Origin of the sequence: [Clostridium] hylemonae DSM 15053, from assembly GCF_008281175.1 — a bacterium.
GTDB classification, from domain to species: Bacteria; Bacillota; Clostridia; order Lachnospirales; family Lachnospiraceae; genus Extibacter; species Extibacter hylemonae.
On record NZ_CP036524.1, the window covers coordinates 591816 to 613185 of the forward strand.

20 protein-coding genes and 1 tRNA gene are annotated in these 21370 nt (G+C 47.3%); 16 read left to right on the forward strand and 5 right to left on the reverse strand.

Going from position 1 to position 21370, the window contains the following annotated elements; translation table 11 throughout:
* Nucleotides 1-31: 31 nt before the first annotated feature.
* Nucleotides 32-1378 (forward strand): MATE family efflux transporter, encoded by a 1347-nt coding sequence (locus LAJLEIBI_RS02795; RefSeq protein ID WP_006444718.1) that lies wholly within the window; start codon nucleotides 32-34, stop codon nucleotides 1376-1378.
* 10 nt (nucleotides 1379-1388) lie between these two features.
* The gene (locus tag LAJLEIBI_RS02800; RefSeq protein ID WP_006444719.1) at nucleotides 1389-1934 is read left to right on the forward strand and encodes a M48 family metallopeptidase; all 546 of its coding nucleotides are present in this window, start codon (nucleotides 1389-1391) and stop codon (nucleotides 1932-1934) included.
* A gap of 66 nt (nucleotides 1935-2000) precedes the next feature.
* Here LAJLEIBI_RS02800 and LAJLEIBI_RS02805 read toward each other — a convergent pair whose 3' ends face one another.
* A complete protein-coding gene (locus LAJLEIBI_RS02805) occupies nucleotides 2001-3173 on the reverse strand; it encodes an MFS transporter (protein ID WP_040436013.1) in 1173 nt (390 codons plus the stop codon).
* 518 nt (nucleotides 3174-3691) lie between these two features.
* Between LAJLEIBI_RS02805 and LAJLEIBI_RS02810 the strand changes: the two genes are divergently transcribed.
* From LAJLEIBI_RS02810 to LAJLEIBI_RS02850, 9 genes are all read left to right on the forward strand, one after another.
* Complete coding sequence (locus LAJLEIBI_RS02810) at nucleotides 3692-4825, forward strand: helix-turn-helix domain-containing protein (RefSeq protein ID WP_006444721.1); 1134 nt, start codon at nucleotides 3692-3694, stop codon at nucleotides 4823-4825.
* Between the two features lie 158 nt (nucleotides 4826-4983).
* Entirely contained in the window at nucleotides 4984-5622 is a 639-nt protein-coding gene (locus LAJLEIBI_RS02815; RefSeq protein WP_006444722.1) for a lactate utilization protein, read from the forward strand.
* Between the two features lie 50 nt (nucleotides 5623-5672).
* Nucleotides 5673-5743, forward strand: a tRNA-Cys gene (locus tag LAJLEIBI_RS02820).
* Nucleotides 5744-5917: 174 nt separating this feature from the next.
* Nucleotides 5918-6820 (forward strand): helix-turn-helix domain-containing protein, encoded by a 903-nt coding sequence (locus LAJLEIBI_RS02825; protein WP_006444724.1) that lies wholly within the window; start codon nucleotides 5918-5920, stop codon nucleotides 6818-6820.
* A gap of 240 nt (nucleotides 6821-7060) precedes the next feature.
* Entirely contained in the window at nucleotides 7061-9454 is a 2394-nt protein-coding gene (locus LAJLEIBI_RS02830) for a glycyl radical protein (RefSeq protein WP_006444726.1), read from the forward strand.
* Nucleotides 9455-9476: 22 nt separating this feature from the next.
* Nucleotides 9477-10256 (forward strand): glycyl-radical enzyme activating protein, encoded by a 780-nt coding sequence (locus LAJLEIBI_RS02835; protein ID WP_006444727.1) that lies wholly within the window; start codon nucleotides 9477-9479, stop codon nucleotides 10254-10256.
* A 69-nt stretch (nucleotides 10257-10325) separates the two neighbouring features.
* Nucleotides 10326-11192: a sulfite exporter TauE/SafE family protein gene (locus LAJLEIBI_RS02840; RefSeq protein WP_083790660.1), complete on the forward strand. Its 867-nt coding sequence runs from the start codon at nucleotides 10326-10328 to the stop codon at nucleotides 11190-11192.
* A 27-nt stretch (nucleotides 11193-11219) separates the two neighbouring features.
* Nucleotides 11220-12008, forward strand: a complete 789-nt coding sequence (gene proC, locus LAJLEIBI_RS02845; protein WP_040435933.1) for a pyrroline-5-carboxylate reductase — start codon at nucleotides 11220-11222, stop codon at nucleotides 12006-12008.
* Between the two features lie 223 nt (nucleotides 12009-12231).
* On the forward strand, nucleotides 12232-13467 hold the full coding sequence (locus LAJLEIBI_RS02850) for a threonine/serine exporter family protein (protein WP_006444731.1): 1236 nt from the start codon (nucleotides 12232-12234) through the stop codon (nucleotides 13465-13467).
* 2 nt (nucleotides 13468-13469) lie between these two features.
* On the opposite strand, the gene LAJLEIBI_RS02855 is transcribed toward LAJLEIBI_RS02850, so the two are convergent.
* A complete protein-coding gene (locus LAJLEIBI_RS02855; RefSeq protein WP_040435934.1) occupies nucleotides 13470-14345 on the reverse strand; it encodes a LysR family transcriptional regulator in 876 nt (291 codons plus the stop codon).
* Nucleotides 14346-14562: 217 nt separating this feature from the next.
* On the opposite strand from LAJLEIBI_RS02855, the gene LAJLEIBI_RS02860 reads away from it, so the two are divergent.
* The 5 genes from LAJLEIBI_RS02860 (at nucleotide 14563) to LAJLEIBI_RS19465 (ending at nucleotide 17386) form a co-directional block, all read left to right on the forward strand.
* Nucleotides 14563-15735, forward strand: coding sequence for an iron-containing alcohol dehydrogenase (locus LAJLEIBI_RS02860; RefSeq protein WP_006444733.1), 1173 nt, complete (start codon nucleotides 14563-14565; stop codon nucleotides 15733-15735).
* A 17-nt stretch (nucleotides 15736-15752) separates the two neighbouring features.
* Entirely contained in the window at nucleotides 15753-16316 is a 564-nt protein-coding gene (locus tag LAJLEIBI_RS02865) for a DapH/DapD/GlmU-related protein (RefSeq protein WP_006444734.1), read from the forward strand.
* 43 nt (nucleotides 16317-16359) lie between these two features.
* Nucleotides 16360-16926 (forward strand): flavodoxin, encoded by a 567-nt coding sequence (locus tag LAJLEIBI_RS18295; RefSeq protein WP_006444735.1) that lies wholly within the window; start codon nucleotides 16360-16362, stop codon nucleotides 16924-16926.
* Nucleotides 16927-16989: 63 nt separating this feature from the next.
* Nucleotides 16990-17253 (forward strand): aldo/keto reductase, encoded by a 264-nt coding sequence (locus LAJLEIBI_RS18300; protein WP_006444736.1) that lies wholly within the window; start codon nucleotides 16990-16992, stop codon nucleotides 17251-17253.
* Nucleotides 17189-17386: an aldo/keto reductase gene (locus tag LAJLEIBI_RS19465; RefSeq protein ID WP_242654930.1), complete on the forward strand. Its 198-nt coding sequence runs from the start codon at nucleotides 17189-17191 to the stop codon at nucleotides 17384-17386. The genes LAJLEIBI_RS18300 and LAJLEIBI_RS19465 overlap by 65 nt, the downstream gene beginning before the upstream one ends.
* A 112-nt stretch (nucleotides 17387-17498) precedes the next feature.
* On the opposite strand, the gene LAJLEIBI_RS02880 is transcribed toward LAJLEIBI_RS19465, so the two are convergent.
* The 3 genes from LAJLEIBI_RS02880 to LAJLEIBI_RS02890 are packed head-to-tail and all read right to left on the reverse strand — an operon-like array spanning nucleotide 17499 to nucleotide 21214.
* A complete protein-coding gene (locus LAJLEIBI_RS02880; protein WP_006444738.1) occupies nucleotides 17499-18680 on the reverse strand; it encodes a quaternary amine ABC transporter ATP-binding protein in 1182 nt (393 codons plus the stop codon).
* Nucleotides 18681-18695: 15 nt separating this feature from the next.
* Nucleotides 18696-20555: a glycine betaine ABC transporter substrate-binding protein gene (locus LAJLEIBI_RS02885; protein WP_006444739.1), complete on the reverse strand. Its 1860-nt coding sequence runs from the start codon at nucleotides 20553-20555 to the stop codon at nucleotides 18696-18698.
* Between the two features lie 41 nt (nucleotides 20556-20596).
* Nucleotides 20597-21214, reverse strand: coding sequence for a GntR family transcriptional regulator (locus LAJLEIBI_RS02890; RefSeq protein ID WP_006444740.1), 618 nt, complete (start codon nucleotides 21212-21214; stop codon nucleotides 20597-20599).
* Between the last annotated feature and the right edge of the window lie 156 nt (nucleotides 21215-21370).

Consider the following 21370-nt stretch of genomic DNA (forward strand, 5'->3'; position numbering starts at 1 on the left):
ATAAATAAAAAACAGGAGCACAGAGACCATTTTGACAAAAGACAGAGCATTTTACCGCAATTTCTTTTCTATATTTACAGCGCTTGTACTGCAGAATGTTATCACTCTGAGTGTGAATCTGGCAGATAATATTATGCTTGGCGCCTACAGTGAGACGGCGCTTTCAGGGGTGGCCGCGGTCAATCAGATCCAGTTTGTGTACCAGCAGGTTCTGATGGCGCTTGGGGACGGGCTTGTTATCTTCTGCAGCCAGTATTGGGGCAGAAGGCAGACAGGGCCGATGAAGATGATATCGGCTTCGGCCATGAGGACGGCACTTGTTATTGCGGCGCTGCTGTTTGCAGCAGTCAGCCTGAGACCGGGGCAGATTGTCGGACTCTTTACTACAGAACAGTCGATTATCGCGGAGGGAGTAAAATATCTTTACATTGTACGTTTTACATATATTTTCTTTGCGGTTACGGTCATCCTTCTGGCCACACTGCGCAGCGTGGAGGTTGTAAAGATAGCTTTATATCTGTCTGTCATGACTTTTTTTATCAACTGCAGTATTAATTATGTGTTTATCTACGGCCGCTTTGGCGCGCCGCAGCTTGGCGCAGCCGGGGCGGCCGTCGGGACGCTGACAGCCAGGATCGTGGAGTGCACGGTGCTGATTACATATATCGTGAAAAAGGAAAAGAATCTTCAGCTTACGATCAGAGGATATGTTCAGAGAGATCCGGTCCTGAGCATGGATTATTTTAAAGTTTGTCTTCCTATGGTAGCGGTACAGGGGCTGTGGGGGCTTAATACGGCGCTTCAGACTGTGATACTCGGGCATATGAGCGCGGCGGCCCTTGCGGCAAACAGTGTGGCATCCACAAGCTTTCTCATGGTGAAGTCGGCGGCGGCCGGAGCGTCGTCCGCGGCTTCTGTCGTCATTGGGAAAACAGTAGGGCTTGGAGATCTGGAGCTTGTGAAGCGGTACGCCGTCAGGCTCCAGAAGATATTTCTTGTCATTGGCGCGGCGTCTGCGGTACTGCTGTACTTTATAAGGATTCCGGTGCTGTCGCTCTACGATCTTTCACCGGCCGCCAAAGATATGGCAAATACATTTCTCATTATATTGAGTGTTGTCTGTGCGGGCATGTCCTATCAGATGCCGACAAATAACGGAATCATCCGGGGAGGGGGAAACGCTGTGTTCGTTGTTAAGATGGATCTGGTCAGCATATGGATGATCGTCATTCCGCTGTCCCTTTATATGGCCTTTGTGGTGAAAGCATCGCCGGCAGTCGTTGTGTGCTGTCTCAACGCGGACCAGATATTCAAGTGTGTGCCGGCGTATCTCGAATCTCATTACGGAAACTGGATCAAGAAGCTGACGAGGGAGTGACAGAAAGAACATGATACATGAGGTAAATGGCATACCAGTGACAATAGAATACAGGAAGGTAAAAAATATCAACCTTTACATAAAACCGCCGGACGGCAGGATACTCGTCACGGCGCCGAGGCAGATATCCACAAAAAGGATAATGGAATTTGTCAATTCCAAGGCCGGCTGGATCGAGCGGGCCCGCGGCCGTATGCTGCAGGCAGAGCAGAGGCAGCAGGAGGAGCGCGGTACCGGGGTGACACAGGAGCAGCTTGGCATTATGCTCAGAAATGTGGAAAAATATGTGGATAAATGGGAGCCGGTTATGGGCGTGCATGCTGCGGGCTGGACGCTGAGGGACATGAAGACAAGATGGGGGAGCTGCAGCGTGGACAGCGGGCGTATCCGCCTGAACAGGCGTCTTGCGCTCTATCCGGAGGCGTGCCTGGAATATGTCATAGTACATGAACTGTGCCATCTGCTGGAGCCGAGCCATAATAAGCGGTTTAAACAGCTGATGGACAGCTTTCTTCCGGACTGGAAAGAACGGAAAAAACAGTTGGGGACAGGGTAACACGTGGTTGGGGACGGGGAAAATTGAAATTTCCCCCGTCCCCAACCACGTGTTATCCTGTCCCCTTTAGCTTTTGTGTTTCAGGAGGAATACCCCGGTCAAGGCCAGCAGCAGTCCGCTGCCTGCCATGATCCACCTGATGTCGATCCAGTCCGCCATAGGGCCGAACAGGAGCATTCCTGCCGGCATCACTGCGGCGGAGATGATCTGGAAGACAGAGAAGACTCTTCCAAGTCTCTGTTCTTCCACTTCTTCCTGCAGCATAACTGTAGATGCAGTGGCAAGGGACGGCATGAAGACACCGGATATAAACATGACGGCCAGGTACATCCAGAAATACGGGCTGATGCCAAGCAGGGCAAAGGTAACTCCGAACCCGATATAGGATACTGCTATCACGAGCCATTTGTTTTTAAAACTGCCTTTCCAGGAGACATAGACGCCTCCCGCGAGTGAGCCGGCCGTCCATATGATCTCATTGGCGGACAGACGCCATACTTCACTGCCGAAAATCCGCTCAACGAGCAGCGGCGAGAGGAAGGCCGCGGGCGTGATGAGAAAAAAGGCAATTCCGTAAAATATAAGAATACGGGACACGACAGGATGTCCTGTCGTATAGGAGATGCCTTCCTTCAAATCGTGCCACATGGAAAGCACGCCTTCGGACTCTGGTTTTTTCACCTTCAAGAATGCCATGACGCAGATTGCCATTGCGGCTGTGATAACGTCGGCCATCATAGCCCAGACGATTCCGGCTGCTCCGAGGAGCGCGCCGCCGACCGCGGGTGAGACCATCATGAGCAGAGAGCTGCATGTCTGGTTTATCCCATTGATCCTCGTCAGCTTTTCCATCGGCACTATCTGCGGCAGAAGCGCGCCCACGGCAGGTGTCTGGACACCGGCGCCGACGGAGCGGATGGCGGAGACGACCATGAGCATAGGTAGAGAAGCCTTTCCTTCAAAAAACATAATGACAAGACCAAGAGTGGCCAATGCTATAAACCCATCCGCGCACATAATGAGATACTTGCGGTTATAGCGGTCCGCCCAAACACCGGCGAACAGTGATATAAAAAGCTGTGGCAGCAGACTGCACAGAATAGATGCCGTCATCCAGATCCCTGAGGAAGTTTCCAGCGTGATATACCATGTAATCGCGTAACTTACGATAGAGGAGCCGAACAAACTGATATTCTGGCTCACGAGAAACAAAATACTTTTTTTCTTCCAGTCTTTCATATTAACCTCATTTCTTTTATTAAAAAACAGACAAATGTCCCGGAGGATATCTGCCTGCTGCATGTTCAACATAAATGGGTACGTAAAAATAAGACTTCCCTTTCCGTCAAGGGGACTCTGCCGCATCTCCATTCACACAAAATAAGCATCAGAAAAAATCCCCTTATGGGACTACATTTCTTAACGGCTTATCTTAAATGAATGGAAAACATAAACGTACCTCCTGCTCATATGAATTGTCTACTAAAATAGCATATATGCAATGAGTTTGTCAATATGATATTACAATTTAAAAGGACCCGTGAAATATATTTCAGGGTCCTTTTGATTGTATAATCTAGAGATTGGATTAGGAACTACAAAATCGGGGTCAACTAATTATTTTGTATCCTAGGTACAATATATCATGTAATAAAATGATTTAAAATAGTCTCAGAATACATAAAATCAATAAATGATTGTGCTTGAAGCACAAAGAAAGTATAATTTAAGGTAATACAGGAAAAGAGGGAACGGATATGGCAGTAGAATTAGAAGATTTATATGCGGAAATTAAGCCGCAGTATGATATAAAATTACACACGTCAGGCTGTTTCCGCAGGATGATAGACTGGATCCATATGGTGGAGGAAGTAAGCTTCGTGTCGCTGCTTCACGGGGATGAGCTTGTATTTAACTCCGGACTGCACTATACGTCCGAAGAGTGGCTTATACAGTTTATAAAAGAGCTGGATAAGGTACACGCAGGCGGACTGATCATCGCGCTGGACGAGGGACATATGTTTGCAAAGGAGACGGTAGCATACTGCAACAGCATACGCTTTCCCCTGTTTTCAGCCACCATGGCATCGCCGTTTATTGATATCATGCGGATGTTTTCGGCTATTTTACTGCGCAACGAGCAGCGGGATACGAATTTGATAGCAGCACTGAAAAATGCGGTATTTTATCCGGAAAATGAAGAGTCTTATACAAGCCACCTGGAACGGAATGGATTCTTCCGAAACATGAGCTATCTGATCGTCATGCTCAGCTGCCACACGTACGATACCGAAAATGGAAACGAGAGGCTTTCAAATCTTCATAAGTCGCTGAACCATGCGCTGAAAAGCGGAATTGTATACGAGGAAAAGGGAAGGCTGATCATATTATTTGCCGGGTACGACCGGAAAAGAATAAGAGAAAAAATGGAAGCATTATGCCGGAAGGACCACAATATTTATGTCGGGATCGGCTCCCAGGAGGAAGACATGCAGCATATATCCAAGTCGTACCACAATGCATACACGGCATACCAGCTTACAAAGACCGCAATCAACAAAAACTTCCTCGTATATGAAGAGCTGGGTGTATACAAAATACTGGCAGATGTAAATGATACGGAAATATATCCGTCCTTCGTACAGGAGACACTCGGAGCTTTACTCGCATACGACGCAGATAACGGGACAGAGTACACAAAGGTGCTGGAGGCATTCTTTGAAAATGAATGCAGTATACTGAACACATCCAGAGTGTTGTACTGTCATAAGAATACACTTACTTACAAGATGAATAAAATAAAAAATCTGCTCGGGTATGATATACTCAGCAATGAAAACAGGACAAGGATCATGGTGGCGTTCTATATCATTAAGATGCAGAAGAACTAAAGAGGGGACAGGACGAGGCGGGGTTGGGGACGGGGGAAATTTAAATTTCCCCCGTCCCCAACCCCGCCTCGTCCTGTCCCTTTTTGATTTTCCCCTGTCCCCTGAGAAATGTGTTATAATATAGCAGGAACTGAATATAATAAAAAGGAGGGAACGATATGGATATTAATCGTGTGAAAAGAAATGAACTGCTGGGAGCGCGTATCATCAAAGGTCTGGAATCGCGCAACATGGAAGGTTATTATGCGCAGACGAAGGAAGAGGCCCTCGCTAAAGCGCTGGAATTAATACCAGAAGGCAGCTCTGTAGGATGGGGCGGCTCCATGTCTATAAAGGAAATAGGTCTGAAGGATGCGGTCTGCACAGGAAATTATAAGGTGTTCAACCGGGACGTCTGTAAGACACCGGAAGAGAAGCGTCAGGTAGAACTGGCTACATACGACTGTGACTTCTTCATCACGAGCGCCAACGCGATCACGGAAGATGGTGTGATGGTAAATATAGACGGAAATGCCAACAGGGTATCTGCCATAGCGTATGGTCCGAGGAGTGTAGTGATGATCGTTGGGATGAACAAGGCGGTCAAGTCGGTGGAGGATGCGGTGTCACGCGCCAGGAACGAAGCGGCGCCGATCAATGCAGAACGGTTTGACCTTGATACGCCGTGCTGTAAAAACGGTATGTGCTTTGACTGTAAATCACCGGATACGATTTGCTGCCAGATCATGATCACGAGATTTTCAAAAGTTCCTAAAAGAATAAAAGTAATTCTTGTAAATGAAGAATTAGGATTTTAAAATATTGACTATAAGGTGGGCATTTGTTATAATATACAAGTGCTCAATATGGCGCCATAGCCAAGCGGTAAGGCAAAGGTCTGCAACACCTCTATCACCAGTTCGATTCTGGTTGGCGCCTTTTATACAAAAAGCCGGGAATCTTTGATTTCCGGTTTTTTCGTTCTATCAGGGAAGCATGAATTAAACCGCGTCCCGCAGGCGGAGGCCATGAAAATTAAAAAGTTGTGTTTTTGTTTTGTAATACGTATAATTAATATAATTCTTTTTTGTTACGTACGGAGGAAATGGATCAATGGCAGATAAAGTAGATTTGAATGTAGGGATGCGGGAAAATCCCAGTTATTGTGACAAGGCATTTCCGGTCAGTATGCACACCATAACGAAAAATGATATTTTCCCCAAAGGCCGCGGGTTTCACGACATTCACTGGCATGATGAGATCCAGTTTACTTATGTCAGTAAAGGCAGTCTTAAAGTGCAGGTTGAAGGGAATGAGTATCACCTGGAAGAAGGGGAAGCGCTCTTTATTAACGGGGGACTCATCCACGTGACGACCGATATGTCGGAGGATGGAGAATACGTAGGGTTCATGTTTCCGGAAAAGATTCTGGGATTTTTTGCGGGCAGCAGAATGGAACAGAATTATGTGCTGCCGTATTTGAATAATTATGTCCTTCCGGCGCTTCTGATCCGAAAGGGGACAGAGGAGGATGAACATATACTGTCCAGGCTCACGGAACTTAAGGAGGTTTTTGGAAATGTCGGGGAAACTGCATTTGAATACGAGGTGTCGGTAAAACTTGTAGATATATGGCTTCAGATCATTAAAAATATAGAAGGCAGCGTACGGAAAGTATCGGTTTCTTATATACGAAGACAAGAACGAATGAAAAAGATGATGCAGTTTATCATTGACCATTATATGGATGCCATAACATTGAATGAGATAGCAGAAGTGGCAAACGTGAGCGTGGAAGAATGCAGAAGATGTTTCCGGGATACGATCAAAGAGACGCCTGTTCATTTCCTGCTTTCTTACCGCGTGATAATGGGAATGGAACTTTTGCGCAATACGGATCTTGCAGTAACGGATATTGCTTTTAGAGTAGGATTTAATGATACGAGTCATTTTATCCAGACGTTTAAGAAAAAGACGGGAATGACGCCCAAGGATTATAGAAATAATATATTTTAATGTGAGGCTGAAAGCCGTCATACACATTTGGGGAAAAATGTGTGTGACGGCTTTTTTTGATTGCACCGGAAAATGTGGATATTTTTATATTCTGCATGGATTTTCTTGTGGATTTTTTCATAATTACTGAGCTGCACATTATAGTTATGTGAAAATTATAACGATATAATTTTATCAAATAAAAGGATGAACATATTCAATCCTGTTAACAAAGTATTTTAATGAAGGAGGAGCTGTATCATGAATGAAAAGCAGCGGGAAAGAATCCAATTCATGAAAGAACGTGTGGTCAATACCACCCCGGAGATGGATCTGGAAAACGCCAGGATACTGACAGAGAGCTTCCGGGAAACAGCAGGGGAGCCGCTGGCTGTTCAGAAGGCAAAGTCGTTTCGCAGGCAATGTATGGAAAAGACCGTACAGATCTGGGAAAAAGAACTTATCGTAGGATGTGCGGGCAGTAAGATGCGGGGAGGCATACTAAGTGCCGACACCTGCTGGTCTATTTTGGACAAAGAGCTTGAGACGATCAATGAGAGACAGTATGACCCGTTTTATCTGAGGCCGGAGGATAAGCAGATGTTCCTGGATGTTATAAAACCATTCTGGGAGGGGCGCTCTACATATGAAGCATGGCTTAAGCAGATTCCGGAAGACTGCAGGAACCTAAGAGATACGGGACAGGTGTATATCGATAAGAAGGCCGTCCGGGGCTGGGGCGAGACGACGGTAGGTTATACGCAGATCATTAACGAAGGAATTGAAAGTATTATGGATACGGTCAAGGCAGAGCGGGAAGCGCTGGACCTTACAGAACCAGGGGCTATTGATAAGGACAATTATCTGCAGGCATTGTTGATCTCGGCAGAAGGGATCTGCATGATGGCAAAGCGGTATGCGGATGAAGCCGACAGGCTTGCCGCGGAGGAAGAAGATGCGGAAAGAAGATCAGAACTTCTTACCATTGCCAGAACATGCCGCCGTGTTCCAAGATATCCGGCAAGAAGCTTTCAGGAGGCATTACAGTCCTTCTATTTTTACCATATTTCTATCTTTATGGAGCAGAATGCGGCAGCGTATAACCCGGGAAGAATGGATCAGTACCTGTATCCATATTACAAATCTGACCTTGAAGAAGGCACGATCACGGAAGAGGAAGGACTGGAACTTTTGGAATGCCTGTGGGTAAAGTTTGCGGAGCCATGTGTGTTCCAGGACGCCACAACGGCGAGATATTCAGCAGGATACCCCATGTTCCAGACCTTATGCTGCGGGGGGATCGACAGTGAAGGAAATGACGCGGTCAATGATGTTTCCTATATGATGCTGCAGGCAACAGAGGATGTACAGCTATATCAGCCCAATCTGACGGTCAGATACAGCATGGCAAAAAATCCAAATAGATTTTTGAAAAAAATTGCACAAGTGATCAGCCTTGGGACAGGATTCCCCGCTTTCCACAATGATGATGTGGGGATACGGATGCTGATGAACAAAGGAATACCTCTAAAAGAAGCATTTGACTGGAATCCGGCAGGTTGTGTAGAGACGAACCTGGAAGGAAGGCTCCGCCATTACTCTGCATTTGCAGATATTAATCTGGGCGGAATGATTGAATTTGCCATGACAAACGGAGTAAACCGGAAAAGTGGCAGAAAAGTATCCGCAGAGACCGGTGATCCGGCTTCATTTACGGAATATGGCGATTTTGAACATGCAGTGAAAGAGCAGTTGAAATTTTCCATCCAGGCATGTGTAAAGGGGAGCCATGTGATTGATGATATCTGTATGGACAGAGTGGTTCCGGCCCTTTCCTTATCCTTCCGCGAGTGTGTAGAACAGGCAAAGGATTATGCATGGGGCGGGGCCAAATATAATGCCGGCAACGGAATTATCCTGATCGGCGTGGCGGATCTGATTAACAGTATGGAAGCGGTAAAGGAACTGGTCTATGAGAAAAAACTGGTCAGTATGGAAGATATGGTAAACGCTTTAAATGCGGATTTTGAAGGATATGAAGAGATACGTGAACTTTGTCAGAAGTGCCGTAAATATGGAAATGATGATGAAGAAGTAAATGAGATCGCCAGCCATATGCTTACCTTTATAGCAGATGAGATCGAGCAGTACCACAGTAAATTTGGACAGATGACGCCAGGGATACTCCCCGTATCCGGAAATACACCGTTTGGGCAGGATGTGGGAGCGCTTCCGTCAGGAAGGAAAGCATGGACGCCATTAGCGGACGGGATCAGTCCCAACGGCGGAACGGATGTAAGCGGACCGGCAGCAGTTCTCAAATCAGCGGCAAGTATTCCGCATGCCAGATATGTTCAGGGAACACTCTTGAATATGAAGCTGGAGCCGGATATGGTGAAGACAGAAAATGGCATTCAGCAGCTTATGGCTCTGCTTAAGAGTCTGTGTACCCTTGGGGTTTACCATGTGCAGTTCAATGTGATCGACCGGGAGACCTTACTTGCGGCACAAAAGAAACCAGAAGATTATCGGGGATTACTGGTGAGGGTAGCCGGATACACAGCGTATTTTACAGAACTTGGAAAAGATGTCCAGGATGAGATCATTTCCAGAACCGCCCAGAGCAGTTTCTGCGGATGCGGCAGCGCAGCGTAAGGAACGATGACAGGAGGGAGTTATGGGAACACGGACAGGGAAGGTGCTGAGAATAGAGAAATCTTCCATTTATGATGGGGAAGGGCTTCGGACGGTCGTGTACGTAAAAGGGTGCCCGCTCAGATGCCAGTGGTGCTCTACCCCGGAGTCACAGCTTGTGGAATGCATGATGGATTATGGGTATGATGCCACCCCAGAGAGCATCTTAAAGGAAATCAGAAAGGATGAGGTCTTTTTCTTTCACTCCGGGGGAGGGGTGACGATCAGCGGCGGGGAAGTCATGCTGCAGTCGGATTTTGTGAGAGATATCCTGGCGGGATGTAAAGAAGACGGACTCAATACGGCAATTGAATCCAGCTTGTTTGGTTCTTATGAGGCATTGGAAAAACTTCTGCCTTATCTGGATACCGTATTTGTAGATTTTAAAATAGAGGATGAAGAACTTCATCGAAAATATACAGGTGTCAGCAATGCAGGCATCAAGGAGAACATCCGCAGGCTGAATGATTCCTTTAAGGGGAATATACATGTACGGATCCCATGTATTCCAACGGTTAATATGACGGAAGAAAACATGGAGATGACGGCCGTTTTTTTCAGAAACCTTAAAAATATCAACGATATAGAACTTCTTCCTTATCACAGACTTGGCATTGAAACTTACCGCAAGTTAGGAAAAGAATATATTCTCAGTGATGTGGAGACACCCAGTGATTCAGACATGAAAGAGCTTGCCTCAAAGCTGTCTGCGTTTGACCCGGGATGCCGGATCTTGATCGCCGGCCGGGGGGTTAACCCTTGATGACTGAGGATCGCTCCAGGCTTTGTGATTTAGGGCTCATATTATGTGGCTGTAAAGGAGACCAGGGATATGATTTTAAGAATTATACAGATTATTCTGGTGGCATATGCCGTCATAGCCGGAGTGATCATTGTCAAAGATTATATGAAGAATAAAGAACAGGGGGTCTCGAGAGGAGAAACGTTTCTTCATTATGTGATAGGTCTTGTCGTAAACTTTTTTGACGCGCTGGGGATCGGATCTTTTGCGACTACGGTTACCGCATATGGATTATTCCGGCTGGTGGAAGATAAGAAAATACCGGGGACACTTAATGCGGGCGTCGCAATTCCTGTTATATTTGAGGCGCTTTTATTTACCAGTTCAGTAGAAGTGGAATTCACAACATTGATACCGGTTGTGATCTGCGGTGTCATCGGAGCGGCGATAGGGAACCGTATTGTCTCTAAAATATCTGAGAAAACAGTGACGATCGTTATGGCGGCAGCGCTGCTGACTGCGGCACTTCTGATGTTCGGAGGAAAAGTGGGATTCCTGCCGTCGGGCGGTGACGCGATCGGACTTACAGGCATCAAGCTGGTGATCGCCTGTGTTGGCAACTTTATATTTGGTGTGGCACTCTGCTTTGGTGTTGGTAACTTCACCCCTTGTATGTGTATGGTGTATATGCTTGGAATGAGCCCGCTTGTATCATTTCCGATCATGATGTGTACAGGCGCCGTTTCCACACCGACAACAGGACTTATGAGTCTGAAACAGGGGCTGGTCGACCGCCATGCAGTTCTGGGGTTGACCGTGGGCGGCATATTTGGTGTGGCGGTCGCGGTGTACCTTGTAAAATCGATGTCAATATCGACACTTCAATGGCTGGTCATTGCAGTGGTTGTGTATACCAGCTTTACGATGTTCAAAAGAGCAATGAAAAAAGTATCATAAAGGATGAATTTGAAAGGAGAAATAACAATGAAATTAGGTGTAATTGGATGTGGACTGATGGCAAGTGCGATCATGGAGGGAATTGTAAATAATAAGCTGATGAATCCGGAGGATATCACAGCGGCCGATAAGTTTGAGGCGAGCAGGGAACGTGCGAAAAAGAATATAGGGGTCTGTGTGACTGCCGATAACAAAGAGGCGGCGGGACAAGATATTCTTCTGATCGCGATTCAGCCGGAACTCTATCCCGCAGTGCTGGAGGAGATTAAAGAGACCGTCAGGGCGAATGGTACGATCATCTGGACGATCGCGGCAGGCGTAACTCTCGCGGAAGTGCATCAGCATGTAGGCAGTGATGTAAAAGTTGTCAGAACCATGCCGAATACGTGCGCTACTGTGGGGGCGGCAGTTACAGCAGTGGTTGCAAATGATAATGTAACAGAGGAAGAAGTACATACACTGATGGGCCTGATCGGCGGCTTCGGTATTGCAGAACAGCTGGATGAAAGTAAGCTGAACGGTATTATCCCGGTAACAGGCAGTTCGCCTGCCATGGTATTTATGCTCATTGACGCTATGGCCAACGGAGCGGCAAGAGAAGGGTTTACGTGGGACCAGGCGGTAAAGTTCAGCGCCCAGGCAGTAAAGGGAAGTGCGGAGATGGTGCTAAAGTCAGGAAGGCATCCGGCGGCGCTGCAGAATCAGGTATGCACACCTGGAGGTATTACGATTGAAATGGTAAAAAGGCTGGAGGCGTTCGGGTTCAGGAATGCAGTAATGGAAGCTATGCAGGCTTGTACAGAAGATTTGGACTAAAATGAAAAGTGAGTAATTAAAGAATATCTTGTAAAACGAGAATACTTCCTCTATAATGATTAAACAAGTGACACTTGCAGGGGGTAAAAATCAACTGCCTCTGCAAAAGTAAATAAGGTACGATTATATAATTCTCGGTCACTGCCTGAGCGCAGGCGGCCGGGAATTTTCTGAGAAATTTATTTTTCATTATATAAGCGGATAAGTCTTTAGGGGGAAGGTTATGGATTACAATAAACTTGTGCAGGGAATTCTTGACATTGGCGAAGAGATGCTGATCTGCGGTGCGGAAAATTTCAGACTGGAGGACAGCCTGTACCGAATGTGCAGGAGTTATGGATTTAAACGATATGATGTATTTGCCATACCGAGCAATATCCAGATCACGGTAGAAACGCCGGAGGGAGATATTATTACGCAGGTCCGCCATATTGAAACTACGGACATCGACTTCGACAGACTGGATTACCTGAACAATCTGTCCAGATATGTGTGCCAAAATAAGCCGGATGCGGAACAGCTGCTTGAAAAGTTTGAGGAGGTTATGGGCAGATCTCCACAGAAGTGGTATACAAAGTATTTTGCGGCAGTCATGGGCGGGACCGGATTTGCAGTTTTCTTCGGTTGCAATTTTGCGGACGCGGCAGTCGCCGCGGTCGTATCGCTTATGATCGTTCTTGTTGGGGGCTGGCTGAGTAAAAGAGAAGAAAACCTGCTGGCATATAACCTGATCCTGTCCTTTTTTTCTGAAGTCATCATTATTGCGGCAGTCCGGCTGGGGCTTGGAAGTCATCCGGAGAGGATCATGATCGGGATCGTTATGCTTTTGATCAGCGGACTCAGCACGACAAATGGAATACGGGAAGTGCTGCAGAGAGACTTTATATCTGGTTTTTTGAATGTGATGAACTCCATGCTGGGGGCGGCAGGTATTGCGTTTGGCACAGCACTTGCCATGCTTCTTCTTGACGGTGTATCGGCAGAAGGATATGTACTGAACCATAATATCACGATACAGCTCATATCTTGTACCATTGCCTGTATCGGGTTTGCTTTTTGGTTTAAGATCCGGGGAAGACAGGTGGCTTATTCAGGAATAGGGGCATTTTTTACATGGGGAATTTATGTGGTAGTCTACCATTTCTGGCCGAGCAACTTTGTGGCCACGCTGATCGCCTCTATCTTTGTAGCGTTTTACGCATTTATTATGTCCAGGATCAACAAGGCGCCGTCCACTATATTTTTGACTGCGTCTGTGTTCCCGCTGATTCCAGGACCTAACTTATATTATATGATGTACGGCTGTGTGAGCCGTGATTACGGAATGGCAGTAGGCGAGACCATTGTGCTGCTGGCTACCTGTCTTGCCATTGCATTTGGGTTTAACATTGTAGATATTCTGTCCAGAACAGCAATGAAAATGTTGAAAAGAGAATATCATATAGGAAAGAATTCGTAAGCCTATTTCAAATGGCGGACGAGTTCATCCAGCAATAGCTGCGTTATCGGTGTGAACATCTGATATTTTTTCCAGATCACATACATTTTAGTATGCAAAGGCGGCTCTAACGGGCGAAAACAAAGCTCACTGTCACTGCCTGTATCTGCCAGTTTATCAAAGGACAGCATATATCCCAGCCCTTCCTTTACAAAGACAGAACCGTTATATACAAGATTGACCGTACCGGAAAGGTTCAACATATCTGCTTTTTCACCACACCATCTCGGAATGTCTGCCTGCATTGCCTGTGCGGAACAAATCAGGTCAAGGCCCGTCAGATCGTCGATGCAAATGCTGTCTTTTTGGGAAAGTGCATCGTTCTTTTTCATAACAAGTCCCCATGTATTTACTTCCGGAACTTCCAGATAATTATATTTGGAAAGATTTGGAGGCTCTACGATAACCGCAAAATCTATCAGACCACGATCTAAGCGTTCAGTGACCTGCTCTGTATTTCCGCTTGTCAGGTGGTAACGGAAGAGCGGATATCTTTCTTTGAATATTTTGATCACCTTCGCCAGATATTTGATCTGGTGGGATTCCGCGCATCCAATATGCACTTCTCCCCCTGTGATATTATCCAGTTCCTTAAATTCATCGGCTGTTTTGTCTACCATATCCAGAATATCTTCAGCCCTTTTTCGTAAAAGCATTCCTTCATCTGTTAAACTGACGCTTTTGCTGCCGCGGCGGAACAGTTTCTTTCCAAGCTCCTGCTCCAGGTCCTTCATCTGCTTTGACAGTGTTGGCTGTGTTACATGAAGTGATTCTGCGGCTCTCGACATATTTCCTTCTCTTGCGATCTCCAAAAAGTAACGTAAAACCCGGATTTCCATAACAGCTATCTCCTTTAAATGATACAGCACCATTGTAATAGAGGCGTGTTATTCCTGTCAAGAATATCACGGTATAAAATATAAGTATTAGATATAACTCCTGCCGGCACATATAATAAAGACAAGGGAGGCGCAGGCTTGTGGCAGAAGCAGATTGCCTGCCTTTATCATTTGACCAGTAAATTTTAAAAAGATATGTTTCAGGAGGAATTATTTTATGATGAAATTCAATTTTAACAATCCCACAGACCTGTACTTCGGCACAGGCTCTTTAAATGAACTGGGAAGCCATACAATGCCCGGCAAAAAAGCGCTCGTGCTGATCTCAAACGGCAGATCCACGATAGAAAACGGTTATCTTGACCGTACGCTTGCCGAACTGAAAAGAGCAGGCGCTGAAGCGGCAGTGTTCGCAAAAATCATGGAAAACCCGGTGAAAGAAGTAATTATGGAAGGCGCGGATTTCGCGAGAGAAAACGGCTGTGACTTTATCGTTGCCCTTGGCGGCGGAGCGGTGATCGATTCGTCCGCAGCGATATCCGCAATGGCAGTAAATGAGGGCGTCCTTTGGGACTATGTGTGCGGCGGTACCGGCAAATGCCGGCCAATCATAAATAAAGGGCTTCCTGTCGTGGCAATAGCGACCACCTCAGGTACTGGATCGGAAATGAACGGTTTTGGCGTCATCTCTAATTTGGAGACCAATGAAAAAATCGGTTTTGGCGGCCCGGCGTTTACTCCCGTCCTTGCCATTGTCGATCCCGAGCTGATGCTGACGGTGCCGCCGAAATATACCGCCTACCAGGGGTTTGACGCTCTTTTCCACAATACAGAGGTCATGATGTCAAAAGGGGTCAATATCTTGAGTGAAACAATTGCTTTGTCTGCAATTGAGAGCATTGCGAAATATCTGCCCCGTGCTGTGAAGGACGGAAGGGACCTTGAAGCAAGAGAACACGTTGCCTACGGCAGTACAATGGCCGGCATTACGATGCAGCTTACGTCCACAACGGCGCAGCACAGTATGGAACATTCTATGAGCGCTTACCACCACGAACTTCCTCACGGTGCGGGACTCATTATGATTTCTAAGGCTTTTGCGGAGTTTTTTATTGAAAAACATGTCTGCGATGAACAGTTTATCAAAATGGCAAAGGCTATGGGGCTTAAACATGCCGACAGACCGGAAGACTTTATCACAGCGCTTGTCCGTCTGCAGGAAGCGTGCGGCGTAGCAGACCTTAAAATGAGTGACTTTGGTTTTTCTGCAGATGAGGCGATGACACTGGCAAAAGGCGCCCGCTCCATGCAGGGCGGTCTGTTTGAGGCGAACCCTTGTGAAATGACCGATGAAGATTGCGCTGCGATCTTTGAAAAATCTTATTGTTAAAAGGATAGGGAGGTCATATGGACAAACAGGAATTTTTGGATTATATGAGACAGGGAAGAGCGATCGCAGGCGGCTCGCATTTACATCAGTTCATGCATGAGCTTGCGCAGGAGGCGATGCAGATTACCGCAGAGCTTAACAACCAATGTCATGAACCCGGTGAAATGCGCGCATTGTTTGCAGAATTGACAGGGAAGCCTGTTGATGAGACATTTTCAATGTTTCCTCCCTTTTATACAGAGTGCGGGAAGAACATTTTTATCGGAAAAAATGTCTTTATCAACTGCTGCTGTCATTTTCAAGACCACGGCGGAATCTATATCGGAGACGGGACGCTGATCGGATCGCATGTGGTGATGGCGACCATCAATCACGGACAGGATCCTTCGGAGCGCTCCGACAGCTTCCCCGCCCCTATACAGATCGGGGAAAAAGTGTGGATAGGTTCTCACGCCACGATATTGCCCGGCGTCACCATCGGTGATCATGCGGTAGTTGCCGCCGGCGCGGTCGTCACAAAGGATGTTCCGGCAGATACAGTGGCGGGAGGAGTGCCTGCTAAATGTTTGAAACATATATGACCCGGGTATCACCGGGCTGCAGAGCGAAGGAGAAGAAACAGTTATGAAAAGATCAAAAGCATTTACGGTATTTTTTATGATGGTCACTCTTATGTTCACAATGACCGCCTGTGGTAATGAAAATGAACAACAAACAACTGACTTGTCAAAGAATGAAATGACTGCAAATGAGGATGGAGAAGATACAATGAAAAATGAGGATCCAGCGGCAGATAATATTTTAGTGGCGTACTTTTCTGCCACAGGGACAACAAAATCGCTTGCACAATATGCAGCACATATTTTAAATGCAGATAGTTATGAGATCGTGCCGGAAGACCCTTATACAGAGGAGGACCTTGCTTATGATACGGACGGGCGCGCGGACCGTGAGCAGAAGGATTCCTCCGCCCGCCCAGCAATCGCCGGCGGTATTGAGCATATGGAGCGGTATGATACCATTATAGTTGGTTACCCGATCTGGCACGGACAGGCTCCGAGAATTATAAATACTTTTTTAGAAAGCTATGATTTTTCCGGAAAAACTATTTTACCATTTTGTACCTCTCACAGCAGCGGGCTCGGTTCAAGTGATACGGATCTTCATCCGCTCGCTTCAAACAGTAAATGACTTGAGGGCAGGCGTTTTGCGGCCGGCGCTTCACGGGAAGACGTTGAAGCGTGGCTGGATGAAATGAAGATCGTGTCTGCAAATACGGGCAAAGCTTATTCTTTTGACCTGGAGAATCGTAAGGTAATGCTCAACAGCGGTTATGAGATGCCGGTTATGGGGCTTGGCACCTACAGTCTTTCTGATGAAGAATGTTATGATTCCGTTACCGTATTGCTTGAAGCCGGCGGACGGCTCATTGATACGGCATATATGTATCACAATGAGGAAGCTGTCGGGAGGGCTGTACGCGACTCGGAAGTCCCGAGGGAAGATATTTTGTCATAACAAAGCTGCTGTGATCCCTGGTTCCGGCAATCCCAATCATATTCGGGAAAATCTTGATCTGTTTCATTTTGAGTTATCAGAAGAAGAGATGGAGAGAATAAATGCGCTTGACAGAAACGAAAAGCATGACTAGTATTAAGTAATAGAAGGGACACATGCAGCGGGAGAGCAGATCCCGCTGTATGTATCCCTCTTATTTTGACCGTGATATATGACGACAGGCAGTCATGGTCTTGGGCCTGATATCATGTCAGGGAGGAGAGCACTTTGGCTTTTGTGACGATTCCTTTTAACTGGCCGTCCTTTCCGATGGCTGCGATCGGATATGGAGCCTCGGCCGCCAGTCCCATGATGTCGCCCACGAGCGCGTCTGTGTCCGCCGTTGGGATATCCCGGTGGATGACATGTTTGATGGAGAGATTGTTCTTTTTGGCATCAAGTGCGTCTGCGATAGTGAGAATACCGGCCAGATGAAGATCTGCGTCTACGACATACACCGTTGACAACTCATTTTTTTTCATCACGCGGATGGCGTGTTCTGCGCCGTCATCCTCCCGTATCAGGGCCTTTGGCGTTATCATGATATTGTGTACGCTCAGTACGCGGGATTTGTCGGCATTGTTGATAAATGCTTCTACGTATTCATCAGCCGGATGCTCGCTCATCTGCTCGGGCGTATCTGTCTGGATGAGCTTTCCGTCTTTCATAATGGCTACGATATCACCGAGCTTGAAGGCTTCATCAATATCATGGGTGATAAAAATGACTGTTTTTTTCAGTTTTCGCTGGATCTGCAGGAGTTCAAACTGCATATCCTGACGTACCAGCGGGTCCAGCGCAGAAAAGGGTTCATCCATCAAAAGCACGTCCGGGTCGTTTGCCAGAGCGCGGGCGATGCCCACACGCTGCCGCATGCCTCCCGACAGGCTTGCGCACGACTCGTGCTCCCAGCCGTTGAGTCCTACCATTGATATGACTTCCATGGCTGTTTTCTCACGCTCTGCTCTTGGAATACCTTTCACTTCCAGCCCGTAAGCCACATTTCCAAGTACGTCCCGGTGGCTCATAAGGCCAAAGGACTGAAATACCATGGATATTTTTTCACGGCGGAATTGAAGGAGTTCTTTTTGGGACAGGTCTGTGAGGTTTTTTCCCTCGAATAATACCCGGCCGGAAGAAGGTTTGTTCAGCTGGTTAAAGCATCTGACGAGAGTGGATTTACCAGAGCCGGACAGTCCGATTATGACGAATATCTGCCCTCTTGGGATCTTCATGTTGATATCCCACAATGCCACGGAAACGCCGGTCTTCTTCTGCACTTCTTTTTTTGTGCTGCCGTTTTTCATCATATGTACAGCCTCCGGCTTATTGAGTCCGTAAAGCTTTGTGACGTGCTGCACTTCGATTACATTATCTTTGCTTTCCATATGAGCATCCTCCTTCTATTCTTCACTTCGGGTCTCTGTATCTTTCTTTTCCCTGCCGAACCATCCCTGTGTCAGGCGGTCTAACACTACGGCCAGAATGACCACGCAGCCGCCGGCCACGAGACCACGCCCGATCTCCGTACGGTTTACCGCGTTCAGCACTTCCATTCCGAGACCGCGGGCTCCGATCATGGAGCAGGTCACTACCATGGCCATAGCCATCATGAGTGTCTGGTTTACACCAGTCATTATCGTAGGGATCGCCTGAGGTATCTGTACTTTAAATAATGTCTGCCATCTGGTAGAACCGAAGGAGCGCGCCGCTTCCACGACTTCCGTGTCTACCTGGCGTATGCCGAGGCTGGTCAGGCGGATCACGGGCACAATGGCATAGATGACGGTTGCGATGACTGCCGACGCATTTCCGAGGCCGAACAGAAGCAGTGCAGGAATCAGATATACAAACACAGGCATGGTCTGCATCGTATCCAGAATTGGACGTACGATGCGGTTGGCCCTTGGCGAATTGGAAATGAGTATACCGACAGGGAGACCGAACAGCAAGGCAAGTACAACACTGGCAAGTACGATGGAGAGCGTCAGGATCATTTCATCCCAAAAGCCGACAACGCCCACAAGGCACAGGATCACTGCGTATAAAATTCCGCTTTGGAGTTTCCGCCGTACACGCCATCCGGCCAGAAAGACGAGGATCAAAAATAAAAACCACGGTATATGTTCCAGAAGCCATTTAAAACCGTTTACCATTCCGCCGAGCAGCGACTGGATTTTTTCCAGGACCGGCGCCGCGGAAACCGCGAAACTGCGGACCGCGCCGTCAATGGCATCGGTATTGGGCTTATGTACGAGCGGAAATCCAGAGAACCAGTCGGTTTTTTCGCTGCCTTTTCCTGCCCCGAGGCTGGCGGCCAGTGTCTTTTCCTGGTCGGGAGTAAGCCATTCTTCTGCTAATTCGGGATGCTGCGTAAGCAGCCACCTGGCGGCCTCTGAGTGATCGGCTTTGTTGTCCTGCATATAGGCAAGTCCTTCACTGATCAGCTGGGAGCCGGTGTGATATTTGGACAGGAAATCACAAAATTCCGGGTTGGACTGCGCGAAATCATTACTTACTGCTATCGTTACGGTGACCGCAGGGCAGGCGCCGATGCCGTCCTTATAAGTGGCGGCGTCGTAAGGGCTGTCTTCAAGAAGCACGAGATCGTATTTTCCCATCAGCCACGTGGGTTCCCAGTAATAGGCCACGAAAGGCTCTTTTTTATCCCATGCGGAAGTGATAACGGAATCAAGAGCCGGGGTGCTTCCGGGAACAACGTAGTTGTAATATTCGTCCAGACCGTAAGCGTTTATCTTCTTCTGCATGATCTCGGTGGCCTCCCAGCCCGGGATCCCGCCGTAGATCACCCCTTTGTCCGGATCTTCCGGGTCTGCAAAAAGTTCCGGGTATTTTGCCAGATCCTTTACGTTCTTTAGATCCGGGTATTTTTCTGCCACGTATGCGGGGATGTAAAGCCCCTGATAATTGTCATCAAAGTTTATCCCTAATTCGGTAAATTTACCGGCGTTAAGGTCTTCCTGGTACGTAGTGATATTGTTAGTCCACTCCTCCATATTTACGTCGATCTCACTGTTGATAAGTGCTTCATGGGTGATCGGTGTGGAACCAGGGACTTCAGACCATGTATAGCCGAAGATCTCCTCTGCGATCAGACCGGCGATGGCGTTGTTCAGCTCTATGGAATCCCATCCCACATCGGCAAAAACAATCTCCTTCTTTTCGTCTGCGGCAGACACCGGCGGTGCGCATGTCATTACTGTTATTGATAAGGCTGCAAATAAAGATAAAAGCTTTTTCATATCTAATGTCCTCCCTTAAAGATACAAATGGTGAATAAGATTCAACGGACAAACTCGGACACATAACTGAGATTGGCTGCATTGCAGGCCACAATGATCATGGTGCCTTCCTGAAGCACGGTCTGCGGGTCAGGTGAAAATTGTGTGTCTCCATTTTCACGGACCGCGATTATCGTACCTCCTGTCGCCTGACGGAACTGAAGCTCCCCGATCGTTTTGCCGGCGGCTCTGCTGTCTGCCTGTATGATAAACTCGTAGGTTCTCAGATGGCCGCTGTTTTGAAACCGCTCCTCCAGGGCCATTATTTTTTCAAAGAGACTGCTGATTTCTCCGTTCAGCTGGTCGCGCTGAAGTGTCAGTGATTTCAGCTGTTCTTTCAGCCCCCTAAGGTCGTTGTCGATTCCGCACTGCTGTACGTACTCTATGGCAAGCGCCCTCGATGCGATGACCGCGCCCACATTCTGCCGAATATCCACAACATTCATATTTGCCAGAAGATTCATGGCCCGACGGATCGTCTCAGAGGAGACTCCGTACTGGGAACTCAGAAGCGTGCGTCCTGAAAGACGCTGCCCTTCTTTCAGCTTTCCGTTGGCGATCTGGGAAGCAATATCGTATGCGACCTGTGCGTAAACAGGTATATTCTTTGAAATTTTCATATGGTTATTGTTCTCCTTAACGACGTGTAGTAACAACCTTATAATATAATATGGGTTGTCAGTTGTCAAGTGAGGGGAGGAGGGGAAGGGGGGAGAGTAAAGACAAAAAAAGAGAAAAAAAGGGGAGCAGGAATTTATCCTGTCTCCCCGGTAAGA